Origin of the sequence: Paenibacillus sp. FSL W7-1287, from assembly GCF_038004245.1 — a bacterium.
Classification (GTDB): Bacteria; Bacillota; Bacilli; order Paenibacillales; family Paenibacillaceae; genus Pristimantibacillus; species Pristimantibacillus camelliae.
Genome location: NZ_JBBORD010000001.1, coordinates 1,008,054 through 1,029,805 on the forward strand (window position 1 = coordinate 1,008,054; position 21,752 = coordinate 1,029,805).

21 protein-coding genes and 1 other RNA gene are annotated in these 21,752 nt (G+C 40.7%); 17 read left to right on the forward strand and 5 right to left on the reverse strand.

The window, feature by feature from the left end; genetic code table 11:
- Nucleotides 1-17 precede the first annotated feature (17 nt).
- From NSQ99_RS04670 to NSQ99_RS04700, 7 genes are all read left to right on the forward strand, one after another.
- Nucleotides 18-218 carry a cold-shock protein gene (locus tag NSQ99_RS04670; RefSeq protein ID WP_251671024.1) on the forward strand — a complete coding sequence of 67 codons (201 nt, stop codon included), beginning with the start codon at nucleotides 18-20 and terminating at the stop codon, nucleotides 216-218.
- 150 nt (nucleotides 219-368) lie between these two features.
- Nucleotides 369-851: an SsrA-binding protein SmpB gene (smpB, locus tag NSQ99_RS04675; protein WP_251671023.1), complete on the forward strand. Its 483-nt coding sequence runs from the start codon at nucleotides 369-371 to the stop codon at nucleotides 849-851.
- Nucleotides 852-1,112: 261 nt separating this feature from the next.
- Nucleotides 1,113-1,476, forward strand: a transfer-messenger RNA (tmRNA) gene (gene ssrA, locus NSQ99_RS04680).
- Between the two features lie 302 nt (nucleotides 1,477-1,778).
- Nucleotides 1,779-2,180 carry a hypothetical protein gene (locus NSQ99_RS04685; protein ID WP_340835368.1) on the forward strand — a complete coding sequence of 134 codons (402 nt, stop codon included), beginning with the start codon at nucleotides 1,779-1,781 and terminating at the stop codon, nucleotides 2,178-2,180.
- A gap of 143 nt (nucleotides 2,181-2,323) precedes the next feature.
- Nucleotides 2,324-3,049 (forward strand): Fic family protein, encoded by a 726-nt coding sequence (locus tag NSQ99_RS04690; RefSeq protein WP_340835369.1) that lies wholly within the window; start codon nucleotides 2,324-2,326, stop codon nucleotides 3,047-3,049.
- 718 nt (nucleotides 3,050-3,767) lie between these two features.
- Nucleotides 3,768-5,792 carry an amidase family protein gene (locus NSQ99_RS04695; protein ID WP_340835370.1) on the forward strand — a complete coding sequence of 675 codons (2,025 nt, stop codon included), beginning with the start codon at nucleotides 3,768-3,770 and terminating at the stop codon, nucleotides 5,790-5,792.
- 360 nt (nucleotides 5,793-6,152) lie between these two features.
- Nucleotides 6,153-7,256, forward strand: coding sequence for an iron-siderophore ABC transporter substrate-binding protein (locus NSQ99_RS04700; protein ID WP_340835371.1), 1,104 nt, complete (start codon nucleotides 6,153-6,155; stop codon nucleotides 7,254-7,256).
- 84 nt (nucleotides 7,257-7,340) lie between these two features.
- Here the strand turns inward: NSQ99_RS04700 and NSQ99_RS04705 are convergent, their stop codons facing one another.
- Nucleotides 7,341-8,099 carry an MBL fold metallo-hydrolase gene (locus NSQ99_RS04705; RefSeq protein ID WP_340835372.1) on the reverse strand — a complete coding sequence of 253 codons (759 nt, stop codon included), beginning with the start codon at nucleotides 8,097-8,099 and terminating at the stop codon, nucleotides 7,341-7,343.
- A gap of 158 nt (nucleotides 8,100-8,257) precedes the next feature.
- Here NSQ99_RS04705 and NSQ99_RS04710 point away from each other — a divergent pair, with 158 nt between their 5' ends.
- The 4 genes from NSQ99_RS04710 (at nucleotide 8,258) to NSQ99_RS04725 (ending at nucleotide 11,427) form a co-directional block, all read left to right on the forward strand.
- Nucleotides 8,258-8,851: a TetR/AcrR family transcriptional regulator gene (locus NSQ99_RS04710; RefSeq protein ID WP_340835373.1), complete on the forward strand. Its 594-nt coding sequence runs from the start codon at nucleotides 8,258-8,260 to the stop codon at nucleotides 8,849-8,851.
- 312 nt (nucleotides 8,852-9,163) lie between these two features.
- A complete protein-coding gene (locus NSQ99_RS04715; protein WP_340835374.1) occupies nucleotides 9,164-10,426 on the forward strand; it encodes a flavin-dependent oxidoreductase in 1,263 nt (420 codons plus the stop codon).
- The gene (locus NSQ99_RS04720; RefSeq protein WP_340835376.1) at nucleotides 10,423-10,875 is read left to right on the forward strand and encodes a DUF3237 domain-containing protein; all 453 of its coding nucleotides are present in this window, start codon (nucleotides 10,423-10,425) and stop codon (nucleotides 10,873-10,875) included. Before NSQ99_RS04715 ends, NSQ99_RS04720 begins: the two co-directional genes overlap by 4 nt.
- Before the next feature lie 60 nt (nucleotides 10,876-10,935).
- The gene (locus tag NSQ99_RS04725) at nucleotides 10,936-11,427 is read left to right on the forward strand and encodes an HNH endonuclease (protein WP_340835379.1); all 492 of its coding nucleotides are present in this window, start codon (nucleotides 10,936-10,938) and stop codon (nucleotides 11,425-11,427) included.
- Here the strand turns inward: NSQ99_RS04725 and NSQ99_RS04730 are convergent.
- Genes NSQ99_RS04730 through NSQ99_RS04740 form a run of 3 tightly spaced genes read right to left on the reverse strand, consistent with a single transcriptional unit; the run spans nucleotide 11,411 to nucleotide 13,043 of the window.
- Nucleotides 11,411-11,950, reverse strand: coding sequence for a chromate transporter (locus NSQ99_RS04730; RefSeq protein WP_251671000.1), 540 nt, complete (start codon nucleotides 11,948-11,950; stop codon nucleotides 11,411-11,413). The genes NSQ99_RS04725 and NSQ99_RS04730 overlap by 17 nt on opposite strands.
- The gene (locus tag NSQ99_RS04735; RefSeq protein ID WP_340835382.1) at nucleotides 11,950-12,540 is read right to left on the reverse strand and encodes a chromate transporter; all 591 of its coding nucleotides are present in this window, start codon (nucleotides 12,538-12,540) and stop codon (nucleotides 11,950-11,952) included. The genes NSQ99_RS04730 and NSQ99_RS04735 overlap by 1 nt, the downstream gene beginning before the upstream one ends.
- Nucleotides 12,540-13,043 (reverse strand): Lrp/AsnC family transcriptional regulator, encoded by a 504-nt coding sequence (locus NSQ99_RS04740; RefSeq protein WP_251670998.1) that lies wholly within the window; start codon nucleotides 13,041-13,043, stop codon nucleotides 12,540-12,542. Before NSQ99_RS04740 ends, NSQ99_RS04735 begins: the two co-directional genes overlap by 1 nt.
- A 196-nt stretch (nucleotides 13,044-13,239) precedes the next feature.
- On the opposite strand from NSQ99_RS04740, the gene ggt reads away from it, so the two are divergent.
- The 3 genes from ggt (at nucleotide 13,240) to NSQ99_RS04755 (ending at nucleotide 17,093) form a co-directional block, all read left to right on the forward strand.
- Nucleotides 13,240-14,820: a gamma-glutamyltransferase gene (gene ggt / locus NSQ99_RS04745; protein WP_340835384.1), complete on the forward strand. Its 1,581-nt coding sequence runs from the start codon at nucleotides 13,240-13,242 to the stop codon at nucleotides 14,818-14,820.
- Nucleotides 14,821-14,975: 155 nt separating this feature from the next.
- Nucleotides 14,976-16,010, forward strand: coding sequence for a ring-opening amidohydrolase (locus NSQ99_RS04750; protein WP_340835385.1), 1,035 nt, complete (start codon nucleotides 14,976-14,978; stop codon nucleotides 16,008-16,010).
- A gap of 21 nt (nucleotides 16,011-16,031) precedes the next feature.
- A complete protein-coding gene (locus NSQ99_RS04755) occupies nucleotides 16,032-17,093 on the forward strand; it encodes an amidohydrolase family protein (protein ID WP_340835387.1) in 1,062 nt (353 codons plus the stop codon).
- On the opposite strand, the gene NSQ99_RS04760 is transcribed toward NSQ99_RS04755, so the two are convergent.
- Nucleotides 17,068-18,765: a PucR family transcriptional regulator gene (locus NSQ99_RS04760; RefSeq protein WP_340835388.1), complete on the reverse strand. Its 1,698-nt coding sequence runs from the start codon at nucleotides 18,763-18,765 to the stop codon at nucleotides 17,068-17,070. The genes NSQ99_RS04755 and NSQ99_RS04760 overlap by 26 nt on opposite strands.
- Nucleotides 18,766-19,047: 282 nt before the next feature.
- Here NSQ99_RS04760 and NSQ99_RS04765 point away from each other — a divergent pair, with 282 nt between their 5' ends.
- Genes NSQ99_RS04765 through NSQ99_RS04775 form a run of 3 tightly spaced genes read left to right on the forward strand, consistent with a single transcriptional unit; the run spans nucleotide 19,048 to nucleotide 21,751 of the window.
- A complete protein-coding gene (locus tag NSQ99_RS04765; RefSeq protein WP_340835390.1) occupies nucleotides 19,048-20,136 on the forward strand; it encodes an ABC transporter substrate-binding protein in 1,089 nt (362 codons plus the stop codon).
- 48 nt (nucleotides 20,137-20,184) lie between these two features.
- A complete protein-coding gene (locus tag NSQ99_RS04770; RefSeq protein WP_251670987.1) occupies nucleotides 20,185-20,952 on the forward strand; it encodes an ABC transporter permease in 768 nt (255 codons plus the stop codon).
- A gap of 1 nt (nucleotide 20,953) precedes the next feature.
- On the forward strand, nucleotides 20,954-21,751 hold the full coding sequence (locus tag NSQ99_RS04775; protein ID WP_251670985.1) for an ABC transporter ATP-binding protein: 798 nt from the start codon (nucleotides 20,954-20,956) through the stop codon (nucleotides 21,749-21,751).
- Nucleotide 21,752 lies beyond the last annotated feature (1 nt).

A 21,752-nucleotide genomic window follows, 5' to 3' on the forward strand; every position in this document is an offset into this window, starting at 1 on the left:
TAAGGAGGCTATTTCACATGCAACAAGGTACAGTTAAATGGTTTAACGCAGAAAAAGGCTACGGCTTTATCGAAGTAGAAGGCGGTAACGATGTATTCGTACACTTCTCCGCGATCACTGGCGAAGGCTTCAAAACTCTTGAAGAAGGCCAACAAGTTGAGTTCAACGTAGTTGAAGGCAACCGCGGACCACAAGCAGAAAACGTAGTTAAGCTTTAATAGCTAACCTGCGCATAATGCGTGTGAAAGACCGTCCTTTACCGTCTCGGTGGGGCGGTCTTTCTTGTTCAGACCAGCACGATTGTTGATTTTAAAGGTGCAAATTGCTACAATATAATTCCATGAGAATGATGTAGAGAGGTGACGGGCATGGGAAAACAAAAGAATAATGATAAGCCGCTTGCTCAAAACAAAAAGGCTTCCCATGACTATTTCATCGAAGAGACCTTTGAAGCGGGCATGGTGCTAACAGGAACGGAAATTAAATCGATCCGCAACGGCCGTGCAAATATTAATGATGCGTTCGCGACCATTCGTAATGGAGAGATCTTCATTCACAATATGCATGTCAGCCCATTTGAACAAGGTAATATTCATAACCCATCTGATCCGACCCGAGCGAGAAAGCTGCTGATGCATAAGGCACAAATTTCGAAGCTGTATGGTCAAGCGAAGCAGGAAGGCTATTCCATCGTTCCGCTTAAGATTTACATTCGCAACGGCTATGCCAAGCTGCTAATCGGTCTAGGTAAAGGTAAAAAGCAATATGATAAGCGTGAGTCTGCAGCGAAGCGTGATTCACAGCGTGATATTCAACGTATATTGCGTGAAAAGCAGAAGGTTATTCGTTAGGACGTTATCTGCTCCCTTCGAAGTTTGTATACACGCCTTAGCAAAGTTTTCGCCTACTTCCAGTGATTACAACGTGTAATGTACTAACATTCATGTTATACTATGTTCATAGCTGATCGAGATGATCAGTGAGGAGGCAAAACGAGATAGTCGGTGGCTAGATCGTGATGCTGATGCAACAAATTTAATCCGTGCTTACTTCGCGAAGAAGCAAGCGCCCTTATCTGCTCATTAGCATAACAGCTAATTTAGAGCCATTTAGGGGGCGTTTATGGATTCGACGGGGATTGAACGAGCATGGGTTGCGGGTAGTGGGGAGTCGTCCACTTAAAAACGCTAAAGCCTATTAAATGGCAAACAACAAACAAACTACGCTTTAGCAGCTTAATAACCTGTTAGCGTGCTTCTACCTCGCATCGCCCATGTGCTAGGATAGGGGCTCAACTTTAGTGGGATACGCCGCTCGGTCTCCGCCTGGGGTCGACGGAAGAAGATAATCAGGCTGGGCCTAGCGAAAGCCGGTTACGGGGCGTTTGCTTTGCCGACATTAAAACTGTGACTACACCCGTAGAGGCCTATGTGGCGTAGTCTTCGGACAGGGGTTCAAATCCCCTCGCCTCCACCATCATGAACACCATCCGCATGAGGATGGTGTTTTTGCTATGCTCTCATATTAAAAAAGCTTGTTAGCAGTTTATCGGTCTATATATCTAAATGGCTAACGATTTTCGTTGGTATTTGCGTGGAATGGTGCACAGGTAGTATAGAATTTCTGTAAGCTATGTTAAAAGTTATACATTACATGGCACGTGCTAACGGCTAATGAAGTCGTTGCTGAGGTAAATAATGCTTAGCTAAGATCATGATTGTTTTAGAATCTAGCAAACAGGGAATGCTATTATAGTATATTGAGAGGAGGAATAAGAAATGGGAACGTTTCATATTTCAATGGTTAGGCATGATACAGTAGTAAAGAATTTTCCGAAGAAAAGAGAAACATTAACTGAACTTGAAGCATTAGAAAATGCTTATCTTGATGGAATGAGAGAAATATTGAGTGAGGTAGCTGCTAGAAGACATCTAGAATTAGGTGGAATGGCTTCTATGAATCCTTGTGTCAGAAATGCGAGCGAAGAAGCAACTCATGCAATTAACCGTCTTTACAGTAGTTTAAATGAGACTCAACGTGAATTATACGGGATCATGGAGGAGGCAACAAGCACTGAGAAAGGTCTTGAAGAGGAGGAACAGTTTGTGTTTGGATTTTTGGAGGGATATCGTTTCTTAAAAGAGCTTCAAAGATCAGGCGGGGGGTTAACTTTAGCTTAGAAAATACGTTGGCTCTTTCGAGGACTCAGATACCAATACCCAGTATCTTGACCGTACTAGGTTTAAATGCTGCAATTTTAGCATTTATGATATAATGACGAATAAGACTTAAAGATATATTGAGTACGTTTGGAGTGAGAATAATGTTTGAACAAATTGATCAGAAGAAAAGCTTGCTCGATCAAAAAAGACCCCTGCCTGTCCATACGCTTAGAAGTATTCGAGAACATTTGATAATCAATTGGACTTATCACTCCAACGCTATTGAGGGAAATACATTAACCCTATCGGAAACTAAGGTAGCTCTCGAAGGTATTACAGTGGGTGGTAAAACGATAAAAGAGCATTTGGAAGCTATTAATCATAAGGATGCAATATTATACGTTGAAGAAATCGTCAAAAATCAAGAGGGTTTTTCGGAATGGCAGATAAAAAACATCCATAGGCTAATATTAAAGGGCATTGAAGATGAGTATGCTGGAGTATATCGTAATGAGAATGTGATCATTAGCGGTGCACGTCATATTCCGCCAGATGCTGTACAGATCCATTCACAGATGGAGCGTTTTATCCGCTGGTATGAGTTAGAGGGGCAAAAGTTGCATCCCATTGAAAGGGCATCAATTATCCACGTTGATTTTGTTGGAATCCATCCTTTCATTGATGGGAATGGAAGAACAGCAAGATTGTTGTTGAACTTTGAACTAATGAAAAGTGGCTATCCTCCTATTGTCATCCCGAAAGAGAAAAGAAGTGAGTATTATACAGCATTGGATCACGCTCACACAAGTGGAGATAAGACGATGTTTATCTCATTAGTTACGGATATTTTGGAAGAAACATTTGATATGTATCTAGGACTAGTATAGATAATATTGTGTGCGGTTACCGCGTTGAAGCCAAATATGTTACGGGGCTTCCTTATAGGTGACATCAAAACTGTGACTACACCCGTAGAGGCCTATGTGGCGTAGTCTTCGGACAGGGGTTCAAATCCCCTCGCCTCCACCATCATGAACACCATCCGCATGAGGATGGTGTTTTTGTTTTGTTTGAAGATTGATTGGATGCCCATATGTCGCCCAAGGTGTTAAAGTGAATGAAAAAGGAACGAAAATGAGAAAACGGGTATCCATGTGTGAACGGTACTGTGTTTATTGTATCTAGAACACAAACTGCTCTTGTCCATAACCTAGCCTTGACCATGAACACAATATGAACACTTCTTAATGATGTTATTAAGGAGTGTTTTTTTTGTTTTAAAAGTTATTCATAAAATACTTAATGCTTTTTTTGTAACGCAAAGGTGGAATACGAAGTGATTACAGCTCTTCTTGTCTAGTTGGGAGGTAAGAGGATAAAAAGAAATATTAAAGGTATTTCACCCACATACGTAAGGTTATGTTACATAAATGTTGTGGAATTTACTTTGTTTCAACTTGATCTGTTCAAATATGTTAGTTTTATGTGTGTTTTATATGATTAACTGCAAAAAAAAAATAATGATTGACAATAAATATCGTATGGATGTAACATATTCATGTAAGGTAAGTGGACATAACATTAAACTTGAAGGGAATGTTCTTTATGAAAAAAATGAAAGTTATTGGCGCTATTGCTGCTTGTGCAATTTGTGTATCGATGGTGACAACTGCTGCACCTGCAAGTGCTTTTGTTCCAAATGGCATGATAAAATCTTCTGTCACTGCTACAGATGCGTTGAAAAATTTATATAAACTATATCACGAAGCGAAAGCTATAAATCTTGCAGCTTATCCAGCTGAATATGCTAATCAAGTGAAGCATGCGATTAGCATGGTTAACGATATTACGCCGAACAGCACGGTTTATAAGATCAATCAAACACGCCTTCATCTGCAGGTGGCAGTTGACACTTTGAAAATCGATCTCCAAAAGTCCTCCATTGCAGACATTCAAGAAGCGGTTAAAGCTGGAAAAGTTACATATGTAGAGCTAGTGAATATGTATCTAACTCGTATTAATCTATATAGCTCGCATAGCGTACAAATCAATGCGATTGCAACGCTTAATCCTAAGGCTCTTGCGTTAGCGACTCAGGCTGATAAGGCTGTAAAAGCAGATCCATCGAAAGCAACTGGAATGTTTGGTATCCCAGTCTTAATTAAAGACAATATCGGTACAACAAAAGCTGATGAAATGGCTACTACTGCTGGATCTATCGCATTAGCTAATAACTTTGTAGCTGATGATGCATTTATTGTTTCGCAGCTAAAAGAGGACGGAGCTATCATTCTAGGTAAAACAAATCTTTCTGAATTTGCTAACTTTATTACAAGTGGTATGAGAAATGGTTATTCTACGCTAGGCGGCCAGGTTCTTAATCCATATTTGCCAAATGTGTTAGATGTTTCGGGTTCTTCTTCTGGTTCAGGAGCAGCTGGAGCAGCTGCATTAGCGGCAATTACAATTGGTTCTGAAACCTCAGGATCAATTTTATCTCCATCCTTCCGTAACTCATTGGTTGGTTTGAAGCCAACATTAGGATTGGTGAGTCGCTCGGGTATTATTCCTCTTGCTCATAGTCAGGACGTTGCAGGTCCAATGGGACGTAATGTGGCCGATGTAGCCATGCTGCTAAGCTCCATTCAAGGCTATGATGAAAAGGACCTGTACATTAATATGGGAATTGACAATGAAATTGTTGTAGATGAGGCGTATCTAGCTGATAAGATGGAAAACTACACAGATTACTTAAAAGAAGATGGATTGAAGGGTAAAACGCTTGGTGTTTATCGAATTCCTGACAAGGAAACGCAGCCGGATATTTATGAAGTATTCATGGAATCTATTCGTGTGCTTGAAGAGCAAGGAGCTAAAATCGTGTTCGGTAAAGATGGTGATGGCATGATGGGAGAGATTCCTTCTGCACCAGCATCAAAGGTATTATATTATGACTTCAAGCAAGATATCGAATCCTATATTCAATCACAGAAGAATCCTATCATTGCAAGTGACGGGGAAACAGAGATAAAGAGCTTATCGGATGTTATTGCTTACAATAAGAAAAACTTGGCTCTATTGAAATATGGGCAAACGATTCTAGAAGAGTCTAATGGCTATGATATGACACCAGGCTCAGACGATTATAAAAAATACGAGAGCCAACGTGCTGCTGATATTGAGTATTCTCGTAAAAACGGTATTAACTATCTATTAGATAAATATGAGCTTGATGGCTTGATCGGAATGAACGGTGCGACTACAGGTATTGCTGCAAAAGCAGGATATCCGAGTATTACGATTCCTGCTGGATATCGTACAGCTGAGGGGGGCAATGGTGAGCCGATTGGTTTGCAAATTACAGGCGATGCGTTCTCAGAAGAAAAACTAATCGAGATGGGCTATGCCTTTGAGCAAGCAACGAAGGTTCGTGTTGCTCCAGGAATGGCAGTTAAAGATCGACTTAAGCAAATCATTGATGATGCAACCGCTGAGGGCTTTACAGGTGAAGCTCTAGAAAAAGCGACAAGTGTATACAAAAACAACTTCGCAACTCAATACGATGTTGATCGTGCTGGCAATAGCTTATACTACAAGCTTTATACTCAATTAATGAAAGATCTGAAATAGTTTAACTACAACTTATGGTCTTGGAATAGGTTGCAAGTGGAAGCAGCTGAAATTATCTCTATAAGACCGGCTACTACAATTGGATAGGAGTAACAATAAAGAACTTAGAAACCTTGGTATTAAAGGATTCTAAGTTCTTTTTGTTTCATTCATTTCCGTATTTTCAAGGATAGAGCTGTAAAAATAAAGGATTGACAAATTAGAAATAAGTGCCTAATATAAGGTTGTAATCATATTGATAATGATTATCAATTTCATTAAATAGACATAAGGGGTAATGATTATAGGACATAGGTGCAATAAAGCTTGAGTAGTTGATTTACATATAAAATATTTAAAGAGAAAAGGATGAGAAATGTAATGAACTTACTGAATTCAAGAAATACGAAAGCTATAACGTTGTCTATCATCATCATTTGTCTAGCTGTCATGCTAGCGGCTTGTGGTAATCAATCTAGTAACGATACGAAATCTGCAAGTCCTACTGTATCTGAGGTTCCTGCAACAAGTACGTCTGAACCGACTGAAGCAGCAGCAGAGGATACAACGACCTATCCAATCACGATAAAGCATGCTCTTGGTGAAGCTGTAATTGAGAAGAAGCCTGAGCGTGTTGTAACGATTCAATGGGCGAATCATGACGTTGCTCTAGCACTTGGTGTTGTACCTGTAGGGTTTTCAGCAGCGAATTATGGTGTGCAGGACGATAACGGTTTGCTGCCATGGACAGCTAAAAAGCTGGAAGAGCTCGAAGTTAGTGATCCAAATGTATTTCAAGACACAGACGGTCTTGATTTTGAAGCGATTGCTGATGCCAATCCAGATGTGATTCTTGCTGCATACTCTGGCATCACGCAAGAGGATTATGAATTATTAACGCAAATTGCACCTGTTGTTGCTTATCAAACCTCTCCTTGGGTAACGACATGGAGAGAGCAAATAACCTACACAGCGTTAGGTATGGGGATGGAAGCAGAAGGTGAGCAATTAATTAAAGATATAGAGCAATTAATACAAGAAAAGGCTGCTGAATATCCTCAGATGCAGGGTGTGAAAGTAGTGTGGGTAAACTTCTCGGCAAAGGATATGTCTAGATTAAATACATATACACCGACTGATCCACGCGGTTCTTTCTTAATTGAGCTAGGTATGGAGTATCCAGAAAGTTTTGTCAATGCAATTGAGGATCCGACAAGTTATTCTTTAAGATTAAGCTCTGAGAATGCTGATTTATTATACGATGCCGATCTTATTATTGGTTATGGAGATGACAGCTTATACGATGCAGTTAAGGAAGACTCACTATTAGGTAAAATTCCTGCGATAGAGCGGGGATCGGTTGTATTTATAGGAAATGGTACGCCACTAGCTGCAGCAGGTAATCCAAACCCACTCTCGATTGAATATACCATTGATGAGTATCTAGAATTGATCGCAGCGGCAATCGAAAAAATCATAGACTGACTGGAGAAACCCGACCATTGGAGGTCGGGTTTTCTCAATAAGAAGTAGTCTGTTTTTTAGCAATATGGAAAACGAAATTCCGTCCTAGAGAGTAATAACCTCCCCGTCATCAGGTATGATAGCAGCGTGCTCCATTCCTCGTTCCTTCAAAAAAGCTCGAAGATGCTTTCGCTTAAATGTGCAATGGCTGATTGCATCCATATGCACGGCAATTAGTTTCGTATCTGGAGACAAGTTTGCAATACGTACGATATCTTCTCCTGTCATCGTGATGATTGTCCCTAATAGCATCTGTGCACGAGGGGTATTTAATATAGCGACATTCGGTTGATATTCACGGAAGGTCCGTTCAATCGTGGGTGTGTAGATACAATCGCCAACGATGTATATCGAACCATCAGCTGGTGTGCTTATAATAAAACCGGATACCGGTCCGAGCAGCTTGGCGGTAAAGCCTGGAGCATGTCGTCCTTTAATTCGTTTCATCTGAATGCCGCACCATTCATGTGATTGCTCAATAGCAAATACTTGGCTAAAGCCAGCTGTTTGCAAGAACGTGTAATCCTGAGGCTGACAGAATACAGGTAAATCTTTGTTCAGTATAGACAAGGCTTTCTTATCCAAATGATCAAAATGACGATGTGTTAAAAGTATGGCGTCCATCTGTTCAAAAAAATCGAGCGGAACAGGAAGAGGTGTTAATGGATTGCGGCGTAGTGTACGAGTGAACGGAACTGGCGGCAGCTCACCAGGAGCACTTAGCATAGGATCAATCAATATCTTTTTTCCGTTCACGCTTAATACCGATGTAGCACTTCGTATATGCTGAAATAACATACCCATGGATTATTCATCCTTTCAATTTTAATACCGACCGGTCTCTTTTTAATTTAACATAATGCTATTCACTAATCAACAATTATTTTCCAGTTTTGGATTGAGTGTATACAGAAATTGTGTTAACTTAAGACCAATCGGTATTATTTGAAAGAGGGATAGCTATGAGAAAAGGTCAGGTTACTAAAGAACAAATTATTCGCCAATCCGCCGGTTTATTTAATACAAAGGGATATGCTGGCACATCTCTGTCAGAGATTATCGAGCGTACCAATGTGCGCAAGGGTGGCATCTACAATCATTTCGAAAGTAAGGAAGAAATTGCACTAAGTGCATTTGACTATATGTTTGCTAAGCTAAAAAGTATTCTAGCAGAGGCTCTGTCTGAGCTGTCCGAGCCAGCAGAAAAAATACTAGCGATAGGTGATGTTTATATTCAGTTGGTTGAAGATAATATATGGGAAGGTGGCTGCCCAATATTAAATACTGCTGTTGAAAATGACGATGGACATCCTCTATTGAAACAAAGAGCACAAAATGCAATGAATGAATTAATGATGAGTCTTGGGGAGATTATTAAGGACGGAATAAAGCGGAAGCAGTTTCGAGAGGATATCGAAGTAGAAGCTGCATGCAGTGTAATTATTGCTCTGATCGAAGGCGGGGTTATGTTGAGCAAGCTGCATGATGATCATAAATACATTCGGTATTGCACGAACCAAGTAAAGTCTTATATTCAGCGAGATATGGCAGTTTAAAGTGAGTAACTTGCTACTGCATCTCCGACCTGCAACCGACATGAATGCTATGACTGCACTTGCTTAAGGCTTATGTGTGTAGTCTTCAGGCAGGGATTCGAATCTCCAAGCCTCGACCACTAAAAACATCATCCGCATGCGGATGATGTTTTTGTTTTGCTTCTTCTTGATGAAAGGAATGTTAGGGTATTGGTATACAGTGAACAAAAATGTATATTTATACTAAATACTATATTATAATTAAGATAAAACGCTTACATATTTCTTTATATAAATACTACTCAATATATTCTAGTCGAGAGGAGCACAAAAATGACAAAGAATAAAAAAGTAATAGTTGTTGGAGCTGGGATTGGTGGATTAACAACGGCTTTATATCTTCATCGTGCTGGATATAATGTTCAGATCTATGAGTCAGTAAAAACCATAAAGGAATTAGGGGTAGGGATAAATCTATTACCTCATTCTGTAAGAATACTGTGGGATTTAGGGTTGCAGGAGGCATTAGACCAATCAGCGATTCGAACGAAAGAATTAGTCTATTACAATAAATTCGGTCAATTGATATGGCAAGAGGCGCGTGGTATCGATGCAGGCTATCATTGGCCACAATACTCCTTACACAGAGGAAGGCTGCAAGGGATATTGCTTAATGAAGTAAAACAAGTAATTGGTGAGGATTGTGTTCATACAGGTATGCATTTATCTCACGTTGAGCAACACAACAAGAAGGTGCAGGCCTCTTTTATAGACCGAAGCAATGAACAGCAGCTAGAAGTGGTGGAGTGTGATTTTCTAATTGGAGCAGATGGCATTCATTCTGCTATGAGAAAGCAACTATATCCACAAAATGATAAACCTATATATGGCGGCAGAATTTTATGGCGTGGAATGACGAAGGCTAAGCCATTTTTATCTGGTCGCACGATGATTATGGCAGGAAATATTGACGAAAAATTTGTAGCATATCCGATTACTGCCCCTGATCATTCTGGCTATTGCGATATTAACTGGATCGCAGAATTATCTGTAACAGAAGCGCCCGATCGAAACGAATGGAATAGGCTTGCTAATATTGCCGACTTTGCACATACATTTCAAGATTGGACCTTTGATTGGTTAGATGTGCCTAGCTTAATTTCAGGTGCTGAATATGTATATGAATTTCCACTGGTAGATAAAGAGCCTTTACCAAAGTGGAGCTTTAATCGAGTAACATTGCTTGGTGATGCTGCGCATCCGATGTATCCAATTGGATCGAATGGAGCTTCGCAAGCCATCTTAGATGCGGAAGCATTATATGTATCTCTTATAGAAAATCAGAGCATTGAGGAAGCTTTATTAGACTACGAACAACAACGTATTCATAAAACGGCATCCATTGTACGTAGTAATCGACAGCATGGTCCTGAAATTGTAATGCAAATGGTTCACGAACGTGCACCTCAAGGATTCGAGCGTCTAGAAGATGTGATTACTTATGCTGAATTAGAGGAAATCTCTAACCGCTACAAGCAAATTGCTGGTTTTCATAAGGAAAAGCTTAACCAAGTAGGAATGAAGGTGAGCCAGTGATTACACTAAAACCGGCATTTGAGGCTACAATGGAAGTCGGCACTGTTCAGGACGTTGGTGTAACTAGTAAAGGAATACGTAGAATGATTCCCATTGTAGGAGGGACATTTGTAGGTCAGGAGATAAGCGGTGTCATACTACCTGGCGGTGCAGATTGGCAGCTTGTGCGACCTGATGGAGTAGCAGAAATTGAAGCGCACTATACGATGAAGACGGATGATGGTGTTATTATTTATATTGTTAATAAAGGCTATCGACATGGTCCAACAGACGTTATAGAGAAGCTAGCACAAGGGGAAGAAGTATCCCCTGATCAATATTATTTCCGTTCCTCTCCTACCTTTGAAGTAGAAAAGGGAAAGTATGACTGGCTTACGAAAAGTATATTTGTTGGCACTGGTGCACGTCAAAAAGATCTTGTCTCATTTAAATTTTATGTTTGTGAATAATCTGACTGCATATTAAAGGATTCAATCCCACTGAACATCATCCGCATGAGGATGATGTTTTTGATATATATTAAAACTATAGGCTATAGTATGTCGACAGATGGAGTGAGCTCGATGAATGATAATCATCATGAGGAAACCATGATTACGGTACTGAATATGGATGGACAAAAATTAACACCATGCTTGCCTCATCGGGCTTGGCGGGAGGTTGATCGATCACGTGCTGTCTGGATTGATGAGGAAACCATCCAATTACTATATAATCCGTTCTTATTTCGAGATTATCGAAAAGCTGCGCTAAAACGGGATCATTACACCTGTTTATGGTGTGGACAACCTGCCACGACGGTGGACCACATTATCCCATCGAGTAAAGGAGGCTCGGATCTCCCGCATAATCTGCTAGCTTCATGCAGCGACTGCAATTCAAGGCGTGGGAACCGTTCTGCATTCGCCTATCTTGTAGAAAAAGTAACTTCTATTCCGAATCTACTCAAGCTCGGTTGGCGCATCCTTAGAGCTAAAAGAGTTTTTAGGATAAAAAGATAGCGCCGTATATAAATGCAAGGACTATGATGAAAGCAGGATGTATTTTAATTTTTTTGATTGTCATTAACGCAAGAGAAACCACTGCAATACCAACAAACTGAATAATACCAATATGATTCACAGACTCCGTAATATTATCCCAAGTTAGAACAAGCATTAATATAGCTATAACAGGCTGAACTAAAAGGGTCATCCCTTTTACTACAGTGGACTGGCGATAATGCTTCATAATATTGAGGAGGATGATAAGAGCAGTGGCTGAAGGGAAGACTGTAGCAAATATCGCGATAAATGCTCCAAACCAACCCGAGACATCGTACCCAACATAAGCAGCAATTTTAGTAGCGATTGGTCCTGGTAGTGCGTTGCCTAAAGCAAGCATATTCGCGAATTCCGCATTGTTAAGCCAGTCATAATTCGTTACAATCTCACGGTGCAAAAGAGGGATTGATGCAGGGCCGCCACCGTAGCCAAGTACATTAGCTACAAAAAAACCATATAATAGCTCCAGCCATTCTTTCATTAGCTATCAAGCCCCCTTTTACGTTTTTTCTTTGCTGCAATCTTACCAAGTAGGCTAAAATGAAATGCGCCATACAATAGAAAAATAACAATGACGATCGCTGGATGCAAATGTACCACATACAGTAAAATAAAGGCTAACAGCAATAATCCAAAGCCTAAAAGATAGCCAAGTCCCTTAATGGCCTTATTTCCAAATTCAAATGCCATAATAGCCAGCATAACACAGACAACGGGTACAACAGCTGCAATCATACCGGAAATAATAGACGATGAGCTAAAAACAGAAATAAATGAGAATAGCGCAATAATCGCGATGCAGGTCGGCAAGATATGACACGCGACAGCTAGTACTGCGCCTAGCGCTCCGCGTCTCTGGTAGCCGAGATACGCTGCTAGTTTAGTGGCAATCGGTCCAGGCAAGGTGTTAGCGATAGCGAGTACTTCAGCAAATTCACTGTCTTCCATCCAGCCGTAACGATCGACTGCCTCGTGTTTAAACAATGGGATTGTAGCGGGACCTCCCCCATAGCCAAGCAAGCCCGTTCTTAACATAGCAAGTGTCAGATTCCAATACTCTTTTTTGTCCACTATAGTCTCATCCCCATACGACTTTTATATCTTTTAATTAGTACCTGACAGTCCACGCTTTGAATACCCGGAAGAACATAGAGCTTCTCCTTCATAAATTGCTCCATCTCTTCATTACTCTTAAATAGCCCGTGCATGTGCAGCTTACTAGGACCTGTCATATGATACAGACTAGTCACCTCGGGTTCCTCTGCTAAAGTATCGGCGACAATAGCCAGGTAGTTCGGCTGAACCTCAACATTAAAAAATGCGGATACGGATATGCCTAATTTCTCCGGATTTAAAATGCATGAAAAGCGCTCGATGGTACCATTTTCGATTAATGTATTTATTCTTGTTTGCACCGCTACGCGTGATAGTCCTACTTCCTTTGCTAGATCTGTATAGGATGCCCTTCCATTTTCTCTTAATATGGATAAAAGCTGACGATCAATCTCGTCAAGTGCGAGTAATGGTGAGCTAGGTGTATGCACATGAATCCACTCCTTTTCTCTGAATGCCATAACTGAACAATTCTGAAAAATCAATCAAGACAATATGAAAGTTTATTCAGTAAATGTATTACCTTATGTAAGAATATATACTTAATAGCGAACATAATCAACAAAAATAAAAGAAAAAAATTACAAAATTTTTGTTGTGTAAATTTTAATGAGGTGATATGTTGAAAAAAGAAAGCATGTGATAGGAGGAGTGAGTATGAATCAATCGGTAATCGGTACAAGGGCAATGGTCGTTAGTCCACATTATTTGGCATCAGCAGCAGGACAAAATATTTTACTTCAAGGTGGTAACGCATATGATGCTGCTATTGCAGTTAGTGCATGCTTAGCCGTCGTCTATCCTCATATGACCGGTGTAGGTGGCGATTCGTTCTGGCTTATGTACAACAAACAGAGTGGTGAAGTCAAAGGCTACAATGGCAGCGGTCGTTCCGGTGGGAAAGTGACCATGAATAGCTTTGTCGGTGAGGATAAGATCCCCACCAGAGGTATACGAAGTATTGTTACAGTGCCTGGCATGGTAGATAGCTGGGATGCCATCTTAAAGCAGTATGGGACGATGAGCTTAGCGAAAGTGCTTGAGCCTGCTATTGCCTATGCAAGTGAAGGCTTCCCACTTTCACGTAATCAGCATAAGAATACAGTTGATCAATTTGAGCTTTTACAAGCTACTCCTATTACATCAAACATTTATACACCGAATGGACAGGTGCCGAAGCAAGGATGTCGGTTTATACAAAAACAGCTTGCAGCTAGCTTGATCAAACTCGCAGAACAGGGTAGAGATTGCTTCTATAAGGGGGAGCTGGCGGAAGAAATCGTGTCGTTTATACAGGAGCAGGGTGGGCTTTTGAATCTTCAGGATTTTATGAGTCATAAAGGGGATTGGCTCACACCATTAAAGGGAGATTACCGAGGTTTTGATGTTTATCAGGTGCCTCCAAATTCGCAAGGCTTTGTAGGGATTATGGCATTAAATATAGTGGAGAATTTCAAGATGAGCGACATTACAGAGGGCTCCTTTGAGTATTATCATCTCCTTGTAGAGGCATTAAAGCTTAGTTTTCGGGATCGCAATCGGTACCTTACTGATCCTGATTTTACCTCTATCCCACTTGAAAAGCTGTTAAGTAAGCAATATGCCAAAGAGCTAGCAAGCGAGATCACTTTTAGCTCTACTGTGTCTATGGATACACAATCGGTAGGCCATGATACTGCATACGCAGCTGTTGTTGATGATGAGGGTAATGCTGTTTCGTTTATTCAAAGTCTATATTTTGAGTTCGGTTCTGGCGTAGTAGCTGGGAATACGGGGATATTGCTTCAAAATCGAGGTTCGTTTTTTTCATTAGATCCTACACATGTTAATAGACTTGAGCCCAATAAACGCACCTTCCATACGTTAATGCCTGCCATGATTTTCAAGGAAGGAAGGCCCTATCTGCTATATGGAACACAAGGGGGAGAAGGACAGCCACAAACGCAAACGTTAATAGCGACTCGTATCCTTGATTACGGTCTGGACCCTCAAGCGGCTATTGATGCTGCTCGCTTTGTATGGGGGAGAACGTGGGGAGAAGAGTCCCAAGAGTTGAAGGTGGAGGACCGCCTTCCTGGTGAGATCGTCGCTAACTTAAATGACGTCGGACACTGTGTAAAGAAGGTTGCTGCCTACGATTCATACACTGGTCATGCCCATGCTATTCTCATTGATGATGAAGGCTTTAAGCATGGAGGCGTTGATCCTCGAAGCGATGGCATAGCCATAGGATGGTAGTGTGATTGCTGGGTATCCGCACTGTTCATCATTGATATTAATTTAAGTTCATGTTTGTGCAGTGCGCACATATTTTCAAAAAGTCATTACGATTACTATTAAATTAGTTAATCATAGTGGCTTTTTTATTTTAATTGTCGAGAGGAAGGATGAATATGAAATACGATGTTATAAAGCTGATGATGGATCATCCAGGTGATGTGAGTGAGCTGGCGGCACTGCTAAAAGCAGAAAAAATAAAAGCACAGCATATAAAAGGGATTATCGCGCAAACGGAAGGTGATGGCTACGCAAGAGGCTATGCGACATTGGCATTTCAATTATTGCTCTCGGAATATTTAGGGTGGACACATGAAGAGGTCTTTGACCGTATACCGATGATGATGATTGGAAAAACCGGAGGCTTAATGAGTCCGCACTATACGGTTTTTCTAAGAGATGATGATAGCCAGGAGTATGCAAGCAATGATGAAAAACGGTTTGTGTTTGGCGTTGCAACAAGCAGAGTGTTACTTCCAGAAGAAATAGGGACAGCTGTACAAGTCGATGTAGCAGCGGAAGCTGTACTTGAAGCGATCAAGGATGCAGGGATTACATCACTAGAGGATGTGCATTGTGTAGAGATTAAATGCCCATGGGGTGTAGGTGGGACGATGTCCAAGGCTGCTTCTGCATTGGGATCAGCTGTAGCGCTAGGAGAAGTAGAACGAGAGCTTGTAACGGATTCAGCTATCAATGGTGATCATTCCTTGTACTCTGTTCGAACCTCAGTATCTGCTGGCGGCGAGCAGAAGGCGATTAGAGTTATTGTTATGGGTAATAAAGCGGGTGCCGATAGCTCGCTAGTTGTAGGCTCTGGCATGATGATCGACAGCTTCGATCTTCATGGATTATATGACCTATTAGAAGGCATGGGGATGAAGGTTGATCCATTGCTGTCAGAGGAGGATCAGCAAAGAATTGTTCAAGTTTTTGTTAACGCAGGCGCGGATGCCTTACCTCATATTCGTGACCAAAGACATACGATGCATTCGGATGCCCTAAGTATGCACGCTGGAATATTAGCAAAGGCTGTTGCCAACGCGGTTGTAGGAAGTGTAGTGAATGATGCTTCAATACTATGCTCAGCTGGCTCAGAGCATCAAGGACCTAAGGGAGCTAATTTGTTAGCGCTAATTGCTAAAGCTTAATGAGGAAGGGGGCGAACGCCAGTGCAAACAATTGATCACACGTGGAAGATGAGTGGGTTTTCCAATGAACATGCTCATCTAGACAAAGGGATGCTAGTACCTGGAGTGAGCTATGAAGATGCTCCAGCTCCTATTAGAGGGGGATGGACTAGAGAGCATAAAGCGAAATTTACGAAAGCTGATATTTACTCACGTGCTGAGCAGGCACTATTAAATATGCTGGAGTATGGTACCTCCTATGTGCGCACGCATGTAGATGTTGATCCGCTTGTTGGGTTAAAAGGGATGGAAGCTATATTAGAGCTGAAGCAAAACTATAAAAATGATATCGTCATTGATATTACTGCTTTTAACCAGGAAGGCTTTGAACGCTTTTCAGAAACGGATCAGCTATTAGCCGAGGCTCTAAAGATGGGGCGAGTAGGTATAGGGGGGCATACATTAACAGATAGTGACGGCGCTAAGCATATTCAACACATCTTTAATTTAGCCGAGCAGCATGATGTACCGTGGATAGAATTTCATACCGATGAAAGTGGTAGACCTGAGCATTTCCACTTGCCCGATATTGCACAAGAAACGAAGCGAAGAGGATGGAATGGCAAAGTGTATGCTATACATTGTAACTCGCTAGCTAATGTATCTGATGATCAAGCATTAGCAGCTATAGAGCAGGTTGTAGAAGCTGGTTTGCATGTTATCGTGTGTCCAACTGCAATTGCAACGAGAGCGATCACAAGAACGAAGGAGCTGCTAAAGTCTGGGGTGAGAATTACACTTGGAAGCGACAATATAGGGGACCTATTTAATCCGCTTGGAAGCGGGAGTATGCTAAATTATGCACAGATGCTAACCTATATACAGCGCTTTTATGAGCCTGGTGAAATGCAGACTATCATCAATATGATTACGCAAAAGCCGGTGGATGTATTATCAAGAGAGGCGCTTGAGCAGCTATCTAAACAGGTGATCTATGAGACGAATCGGATACATGAGCTTTTAGCTCATGCACCGAAGCCGCTAAGCGTAATGTCTCAAGCAGATAAGGAGAAGGATATTAATCTTGCTTCTCGCCCGTTATAAGAATTTGGTGAATAATGAGTGCAATTCGGAGCTTGATAAGATCGACAGGATCTTTAAGTGATATGTTAAGAATGGATTCACACTTATTGAGTTTATAGAAGACGGTGTTGCGATGCAAAAACAGCGCGCTCGCCGTCTCTTTTACATTACAATTCATTTGTAGATACGTATCTAATGTGAGCAATAAATCATGGGTTTCAGCTGTTTTTGGATAAGCGAGCTTTTGGAGCACCGTAACATAATACTCACTTAATTTGTGATAAGGGAGCAAGCGGATCAGGTCGGGCACCTGTTGGACACGGTAAGAAACAACGAAAGGCTTATTACCGACATTCAAGCTTTGTGTTAATGCTGTCATTGCCTCCTGATAAGCACGAGGTACGCCTTCTAGCTGCTCGGTAGCGTTACTTATGCCGAAGCAGGTCGCCCAATTACTGTTACAGGCTGCTAATTGCTCCTGCAAGCGAGTTAGCTTTTCAATCCACTCTGCTTCCATATCAATAGGGTGCTCTGAAGTGGTGCTATTAAAAATAATAATGAGACTATCATCCTTTATCGTAGATATAAAGGTTGCCTTTTCTGGCTCCAGATACGTATCGATATCAATTTTTAACGCCTCGTAGTGACTTGAATTTATATGGCGAGATTGTTGTCCATGCAGGGCATGAGACAGCAATTTGCAAGAAACAACCCAATAATATCCATAATTAACTAACCCGTATTTTTCACCTCGCTTTAATATTTCTTCACTTGATGTAAGGCGATTTTCAAAAAAGTCGCTAAAAAACTCATCTCTCAGCTTATTTGATCCTTCAAGTAAAGCCGCTTGCTTAATGCTTTCATAGGCCACGATTTGTGCAGCCTGCTCAAGTGGCATGAGGGAGGGCTCTATCGTAGAGTCGATATTTAAGATAATAAAATAACCTTTGAGAAGTCCAGAGGAATGAATAGGGTAAATGCCTAGCTTTTTATGCTGCTCATTTTTATAAAAGGTAAGCTGACTTTTGGTTGGAGGCTGGTTGATGATAAAGTGAACCCAGTCTTTTTCTGATGCTAAGGAGTCGATCCAAGGCTTTGCAGTTGCAGCACAGCCAAGTATATCAAATCTTGTATTTACTACAATAACCGGATAATGAATAAAGCTTGTTAACGTTTGTGCGATATCAGACATGCTTGCTCCCCTCAAAAACAAGCGGGAAAATTTGTTGTGTATCGTTATCGTTCTTTCAAGCTCGACCTGCTTGGCGTTAAGAATAATGGCTAAAACCTGACTCATAATTTCCCCGATGGAATTGTCATTAGGTAACACAATAAGTGGAAGCTTTAAGCTGTTAGCCCTCATAATTAAGGGCTCGGGCAGGATAGGAAGATCGTGATCCGTGTGTGCTTTAATAATTAACCCAGTGGCTTGAGCAGAACTCATTTGATTAAGAAACTGTAGAAGGGCATGAATGTTTTCGTTAACAACGAGCTCAGTTGTTAAGACAAGCTGGTTTTTATTGAGCCAGCTTAAAATATTGGGTTTTTCATTTGCTAACGAATCTAGCTGTACCGGCAGCTTTACCATGACATTAACTGTATCAATACTTTTAGATAATCCATCATGTCCTCCAATTACCTTTGCATTCGAAAATACGGGAAGCTTTAAAGAATTCAATAGTGATAAACTCATGACAATCACCTCTAATGTAAGGATATATAACATTTAATTTGAATCTTATTCGCATACCTTCTCTAAACCTCAGCTATTATATAGACATTTCCTTCTCGCTTATGAGACCAAATTAAGGTGTTTGTTTGTCTAGCTAGTATTTTCCTACCCTATATTGTGCACGGCGCACATATAATTTATATGTTATATAATATATCATGTAATTAACTTAAGCAACTAAAAACAGATAACAATGTCAGGTTTGCTTACATAAACATAAAGGGATTTGGAGGAGGATTTACAATGAAAACTATACTAAAACCGATAATTTTACTTTTGCTATGTATGATGGTGGTTGCTGGCTGTGCATCCAATGGAAATAATGGTGCAGCATCGAATAGTTCCCAAGCTACCCCCGCATCGGTTACTGTAACGGATTCTCCACAAGAACAAGGTGATGATGTGACGAATATTGATTTGCCGCCTGCTGAAAAAAAGAAAATTACATTGCGCTTAAACTGGAAGTTCAAAGGTGAGTTCGCCCCTTTTTATGTTACTCGTGAATTAGGCATTTTTGAAAAGTATGGGATAGAAGTAGATCTATTAGAAGGTTCTGGTTCAGTGCAGGTACTACAGGTTATTGCACAAAATAACGAGGACATTGGCGTCACATCTGCGGTCGAGCCATTGCAAGGGATTGAACAAGGAATGCCCGTTAAAATGATCGCAAACTATATGCCCCGCTCGCCAATTATTATATTGTCCTATCCAGATAATCCAGTTCATTCACCTAAGGATCTTGAGGGTAAATCCATTGTTTCTTCCTCAGGCTCCACCTTTACAAGCATTTATGAAAAGTTTTTAGAGTTTAACGATACCGATCCCCACAATGTGGAGCACATTATGGTCGAAACTGGCGCAAGAAACACATTGTTCTTTAATAAAGAAGCAGATGCAGTCGCTGTATTCTCAACGAACGAATACCCATTGTTCGAAAAAAATCTAGGAGTCGAATTAGTACCTCTATACTTATCCGACTATAACTTCGACATTGCGGGCCTGTCCTTAATTTCTAATGATAAGTTTATCGAGCAAAATCCAAATACAATTAAACGCTTCTTGGCAGCGGTCAATGAAGGATTTGCTTATACGCTAGAAAATCCAGAGGAAGCAGCAGCGATAGCTAAAGCCTTGTTCCCTGAAACTGTAGATGAGGAAATAGTCGTTGAACAAATTAATCGTACAGGTGAACTAGCATATCAGGAGGGTAAGCCATATGGCTGGATAGAAGAGGACTCTATTAATGACATGGCCGATCGCTTATTAGAAAGTGATTTAATTAATACTAAATTACCGATGGAAAGCTATTTAACTAACGACTTTATGCCATAAATCCTTCAGTCTAGCTAGATAAGGAAGGATATCAAGGAGGTTACACCTATGTCTAATAAGATGGCACGTTCTTTATCAGTAGTCTTAACACTTTTGGGTTTAATTGCGCTATGGGAATTACTATGCTTTGTACTAGAGATACCTAAGTATTTGCTGCCGACCCCAACAGATATTTTGCAGCGCATCTTTGTAGATTGGGCAATGTTAGTACGACATAGTGGTGTGACATTGGTAGAAATTTTTGCTGGGTTTGGTTTGTCGATCGTTATCGGTATCCCCTTTGCCATTGTGGTCGTCTATTCCAAATACGCTTCGCAAGCATTTTTTCCAATATTAATTGGGCTGCAATGCATCCCCATGGTTTCTTTAGCACCATTACTCATCGTTTGGTTTGGATTTGGCATGTTATCTAAGGTGTTAATAGCCTTCTTGATCTCCTTCTTTCCGATATTAGTCAATACAATAGCTGGCTTAAAATCAATGGAAAAAGATATGTTCATGCTATCACAATCATTACGTGCGAATTCGATGCAGGTCTTTCTCTACTTTAGACTTCCAAAGGCACTACCAAGTATATTTGCAGGCTTTAAGGTGGGGATAACATTAGCGGTAGTCGGAGCTGTCGTTGCTGAATTTGTCTCTTCTGAGCGAGGACTTGGTTATCTGCAGCTCGTCGCAAGTTCTAAGCTGGACGTTACTTTACAGTTTTGTGTCATTGTGGCTCTAGCCATTATAGGTCTTGGCTTATATAATCTGGTATCGATATTAGAGAGAATGTCCATTCCATGGTACAAAGCATCAAGAGGAGGGGAATAATATGGCTGGAAAACATATTGTTATTCAAGATATGGAGAAGGTGTTTAAAACTAGAAGCGGTGATGTGCAGGCACTGACAAAGGTCAATTTAGACATAGAAGCCTCTAGCTTTATCTCCATAGTTGGTCCAAGTGGCTGCGGAAAGAGCACGCTTATGAATCTCCTTGCTGGCTTAGAGGCGCCTACAGGTGGAACGATAGTCATGGATGATAAAGTGGTTAAGGGCTCTGAAACTGGTAACGCTGTTGTGTTTCAAAAGGACGTACTATTAGAATGGCGTACAGTCATCGAAAACGTATTACTTCCACTTGAGCTTAAAAATATTACATGGTTCGATCGTAAAGATAAAAAAACAAATCGAGATATGGCTAAGGAATTGCTTCAAATGGTTGGATTGGAAGGGTTTGAAGATAAATATCCATTTGAAATGTCCGGAGGAATGCGCCAACGTGTTGCTATATGCCGCGGCTTGATCCAAAATCCGACATTGCTAATGATGGATGAGCCATTTGGAGCGTTAGATGCACTAACTCGCGAGCAAATGATGTATGATCTGTTAAAAATTTACTCTAAATTCAAGTTTACCGTTATTTTCATTACACATAGCATTGAGGAAGCGGTGTTTTTATCCGATCGAGTCATTGTGATGTCACCTAGACCAGGCTCCGTATTAAAGGATATAAAAATTGAATTAGATCGCCCAAGAGGAATAAACTCGCGTAAAGACCAACGATTTATTCAATACGTTGATGAAATTCGTAGTGTGTTTCAATCACAGGGCGTGCTATCGGAGGTGTAAA

Excerpts from the sequence above, each read along its gene's own strand:
- NSQ99_RS04670 (WP_251671024.1), top strand. The coding sequence starts at position 18 with ATGCAACAAGGTACAGTTAAATGGTTTAACGCAGAAAAAGGCTACGGC.
- smpB (WP_251671023.1), top strand. The coding sequence starts at position 369 with ATGGGAAAACAAAAGAATAATGATAAGCCGCTTGCTCAAAACAAAAAG.
- NSQ99_RS04685 (WP_340835368.1), top strand. The coding sequence starts at position 1,779 with ATGGGAACGTTTCATATTTCAATGGTTAGGCATGATACAGTAGTAAAG.
- NSQ99_RS04690 (WP_340835369.1), top strand. The coding sequence starts at position 2,324 with ATGTTTGAACAAATTGATCAGAAGAAAAGCTTGCTCGATCAAAAAAGA.
- NSQ99_RS04695 (WP_340835370.1), top strand. The coding sequence starts at position 3,768 with ATGAAAAAAATGAAAGTTATTGGCGCTATTGCTGCTTGTGCAATTTGT.
- NSQ99_RS04700 (WP_340835371.1), top strand. The coding sequence starts at position 6,153 with ATGAACTTACTGAATTCAAGAAATACGAAAGCTATAACGTTGTCTATC.
- NSQ99_RS04705 (WP_340835372.1), bottom strand. The coding sequence starts at position 8,099 with ATGGGTATGTTATTTCAGCATATACGAAGTGCTACATCGGTATTAAGC.
- NSQ99_RS04710 (WP_340835373.1), top strand. The coding sequence starts at position 8,258 with ATGAGAAAAGGTCAGGTTACTAAAGAACAAATTATTCGCCAATCCGCC.
- NSQ99_RS04715 (WP_340835374.1), top strand. The coding sequence starts at position 9,164 with ATGACAAAGAATAAAAAAGTAATAGTTGTTGGAGCTGGGATTGGTGGA.
- NSQ99_RS04730 (WP_251671000.1), bottom strand. The coding sequence starts at position 11,950 with ATGAAAGAATGGCTGGAGCTATTATATGGTTTTTTTGTAGCTAATGTA.
- NSQ99_RS04740 (WP_251670998.1), bottom strand. The coding sequence starts at position 13,043 with ATGGCATTCAGAGAAAAGGAGTGGATTCATGTGCATACACCTAGCTCA.
- ggt (WP_340835384.1), top strand. The coding sequence starts at position 13,240 with ATGAATCAATCGGTAATCGGTACAAGGGCAATGGTCGTTAGTCCACAT.
- NSQ99_RS04750 (WP_340835385.1), top strand. The coding sequence starts at position 14,976 with ATGAAATACGATGTTATAAAGCTGATGATGGATCATCCAGGTGATGTG.
- NSQ99_RS04760 (WP_340835388.1), bottom strand. The coding sequence starts at position 18,765 with ATGAGTTTATCACTATTGAATTCTTTAAAGCTTCCCGTATTTTCGAAT.
- NSQ99_RS04765 (WP_340835390.1), top strand. The coding sequence starts at position 19,048 with ATGAAAACTATACTAAAACCGATAATTTTACTTTTGCTATGTATGATG.
- NSQ99_RS04770 (WP_251670987.1), top strand. The coding sequence starts at position 20,185 with ATGTCTAATAAGATGGCACGTTCTTTATCAGTAGTCTTAACACTTTTG.
- NSQ99_RS04775 (WP_251670985.1), top strand. The coding sequence starts at position 20,954 with ATGGCTGGAAAACATATTGTTATTCAAGATATGGAGAAGGTGTTTAAA.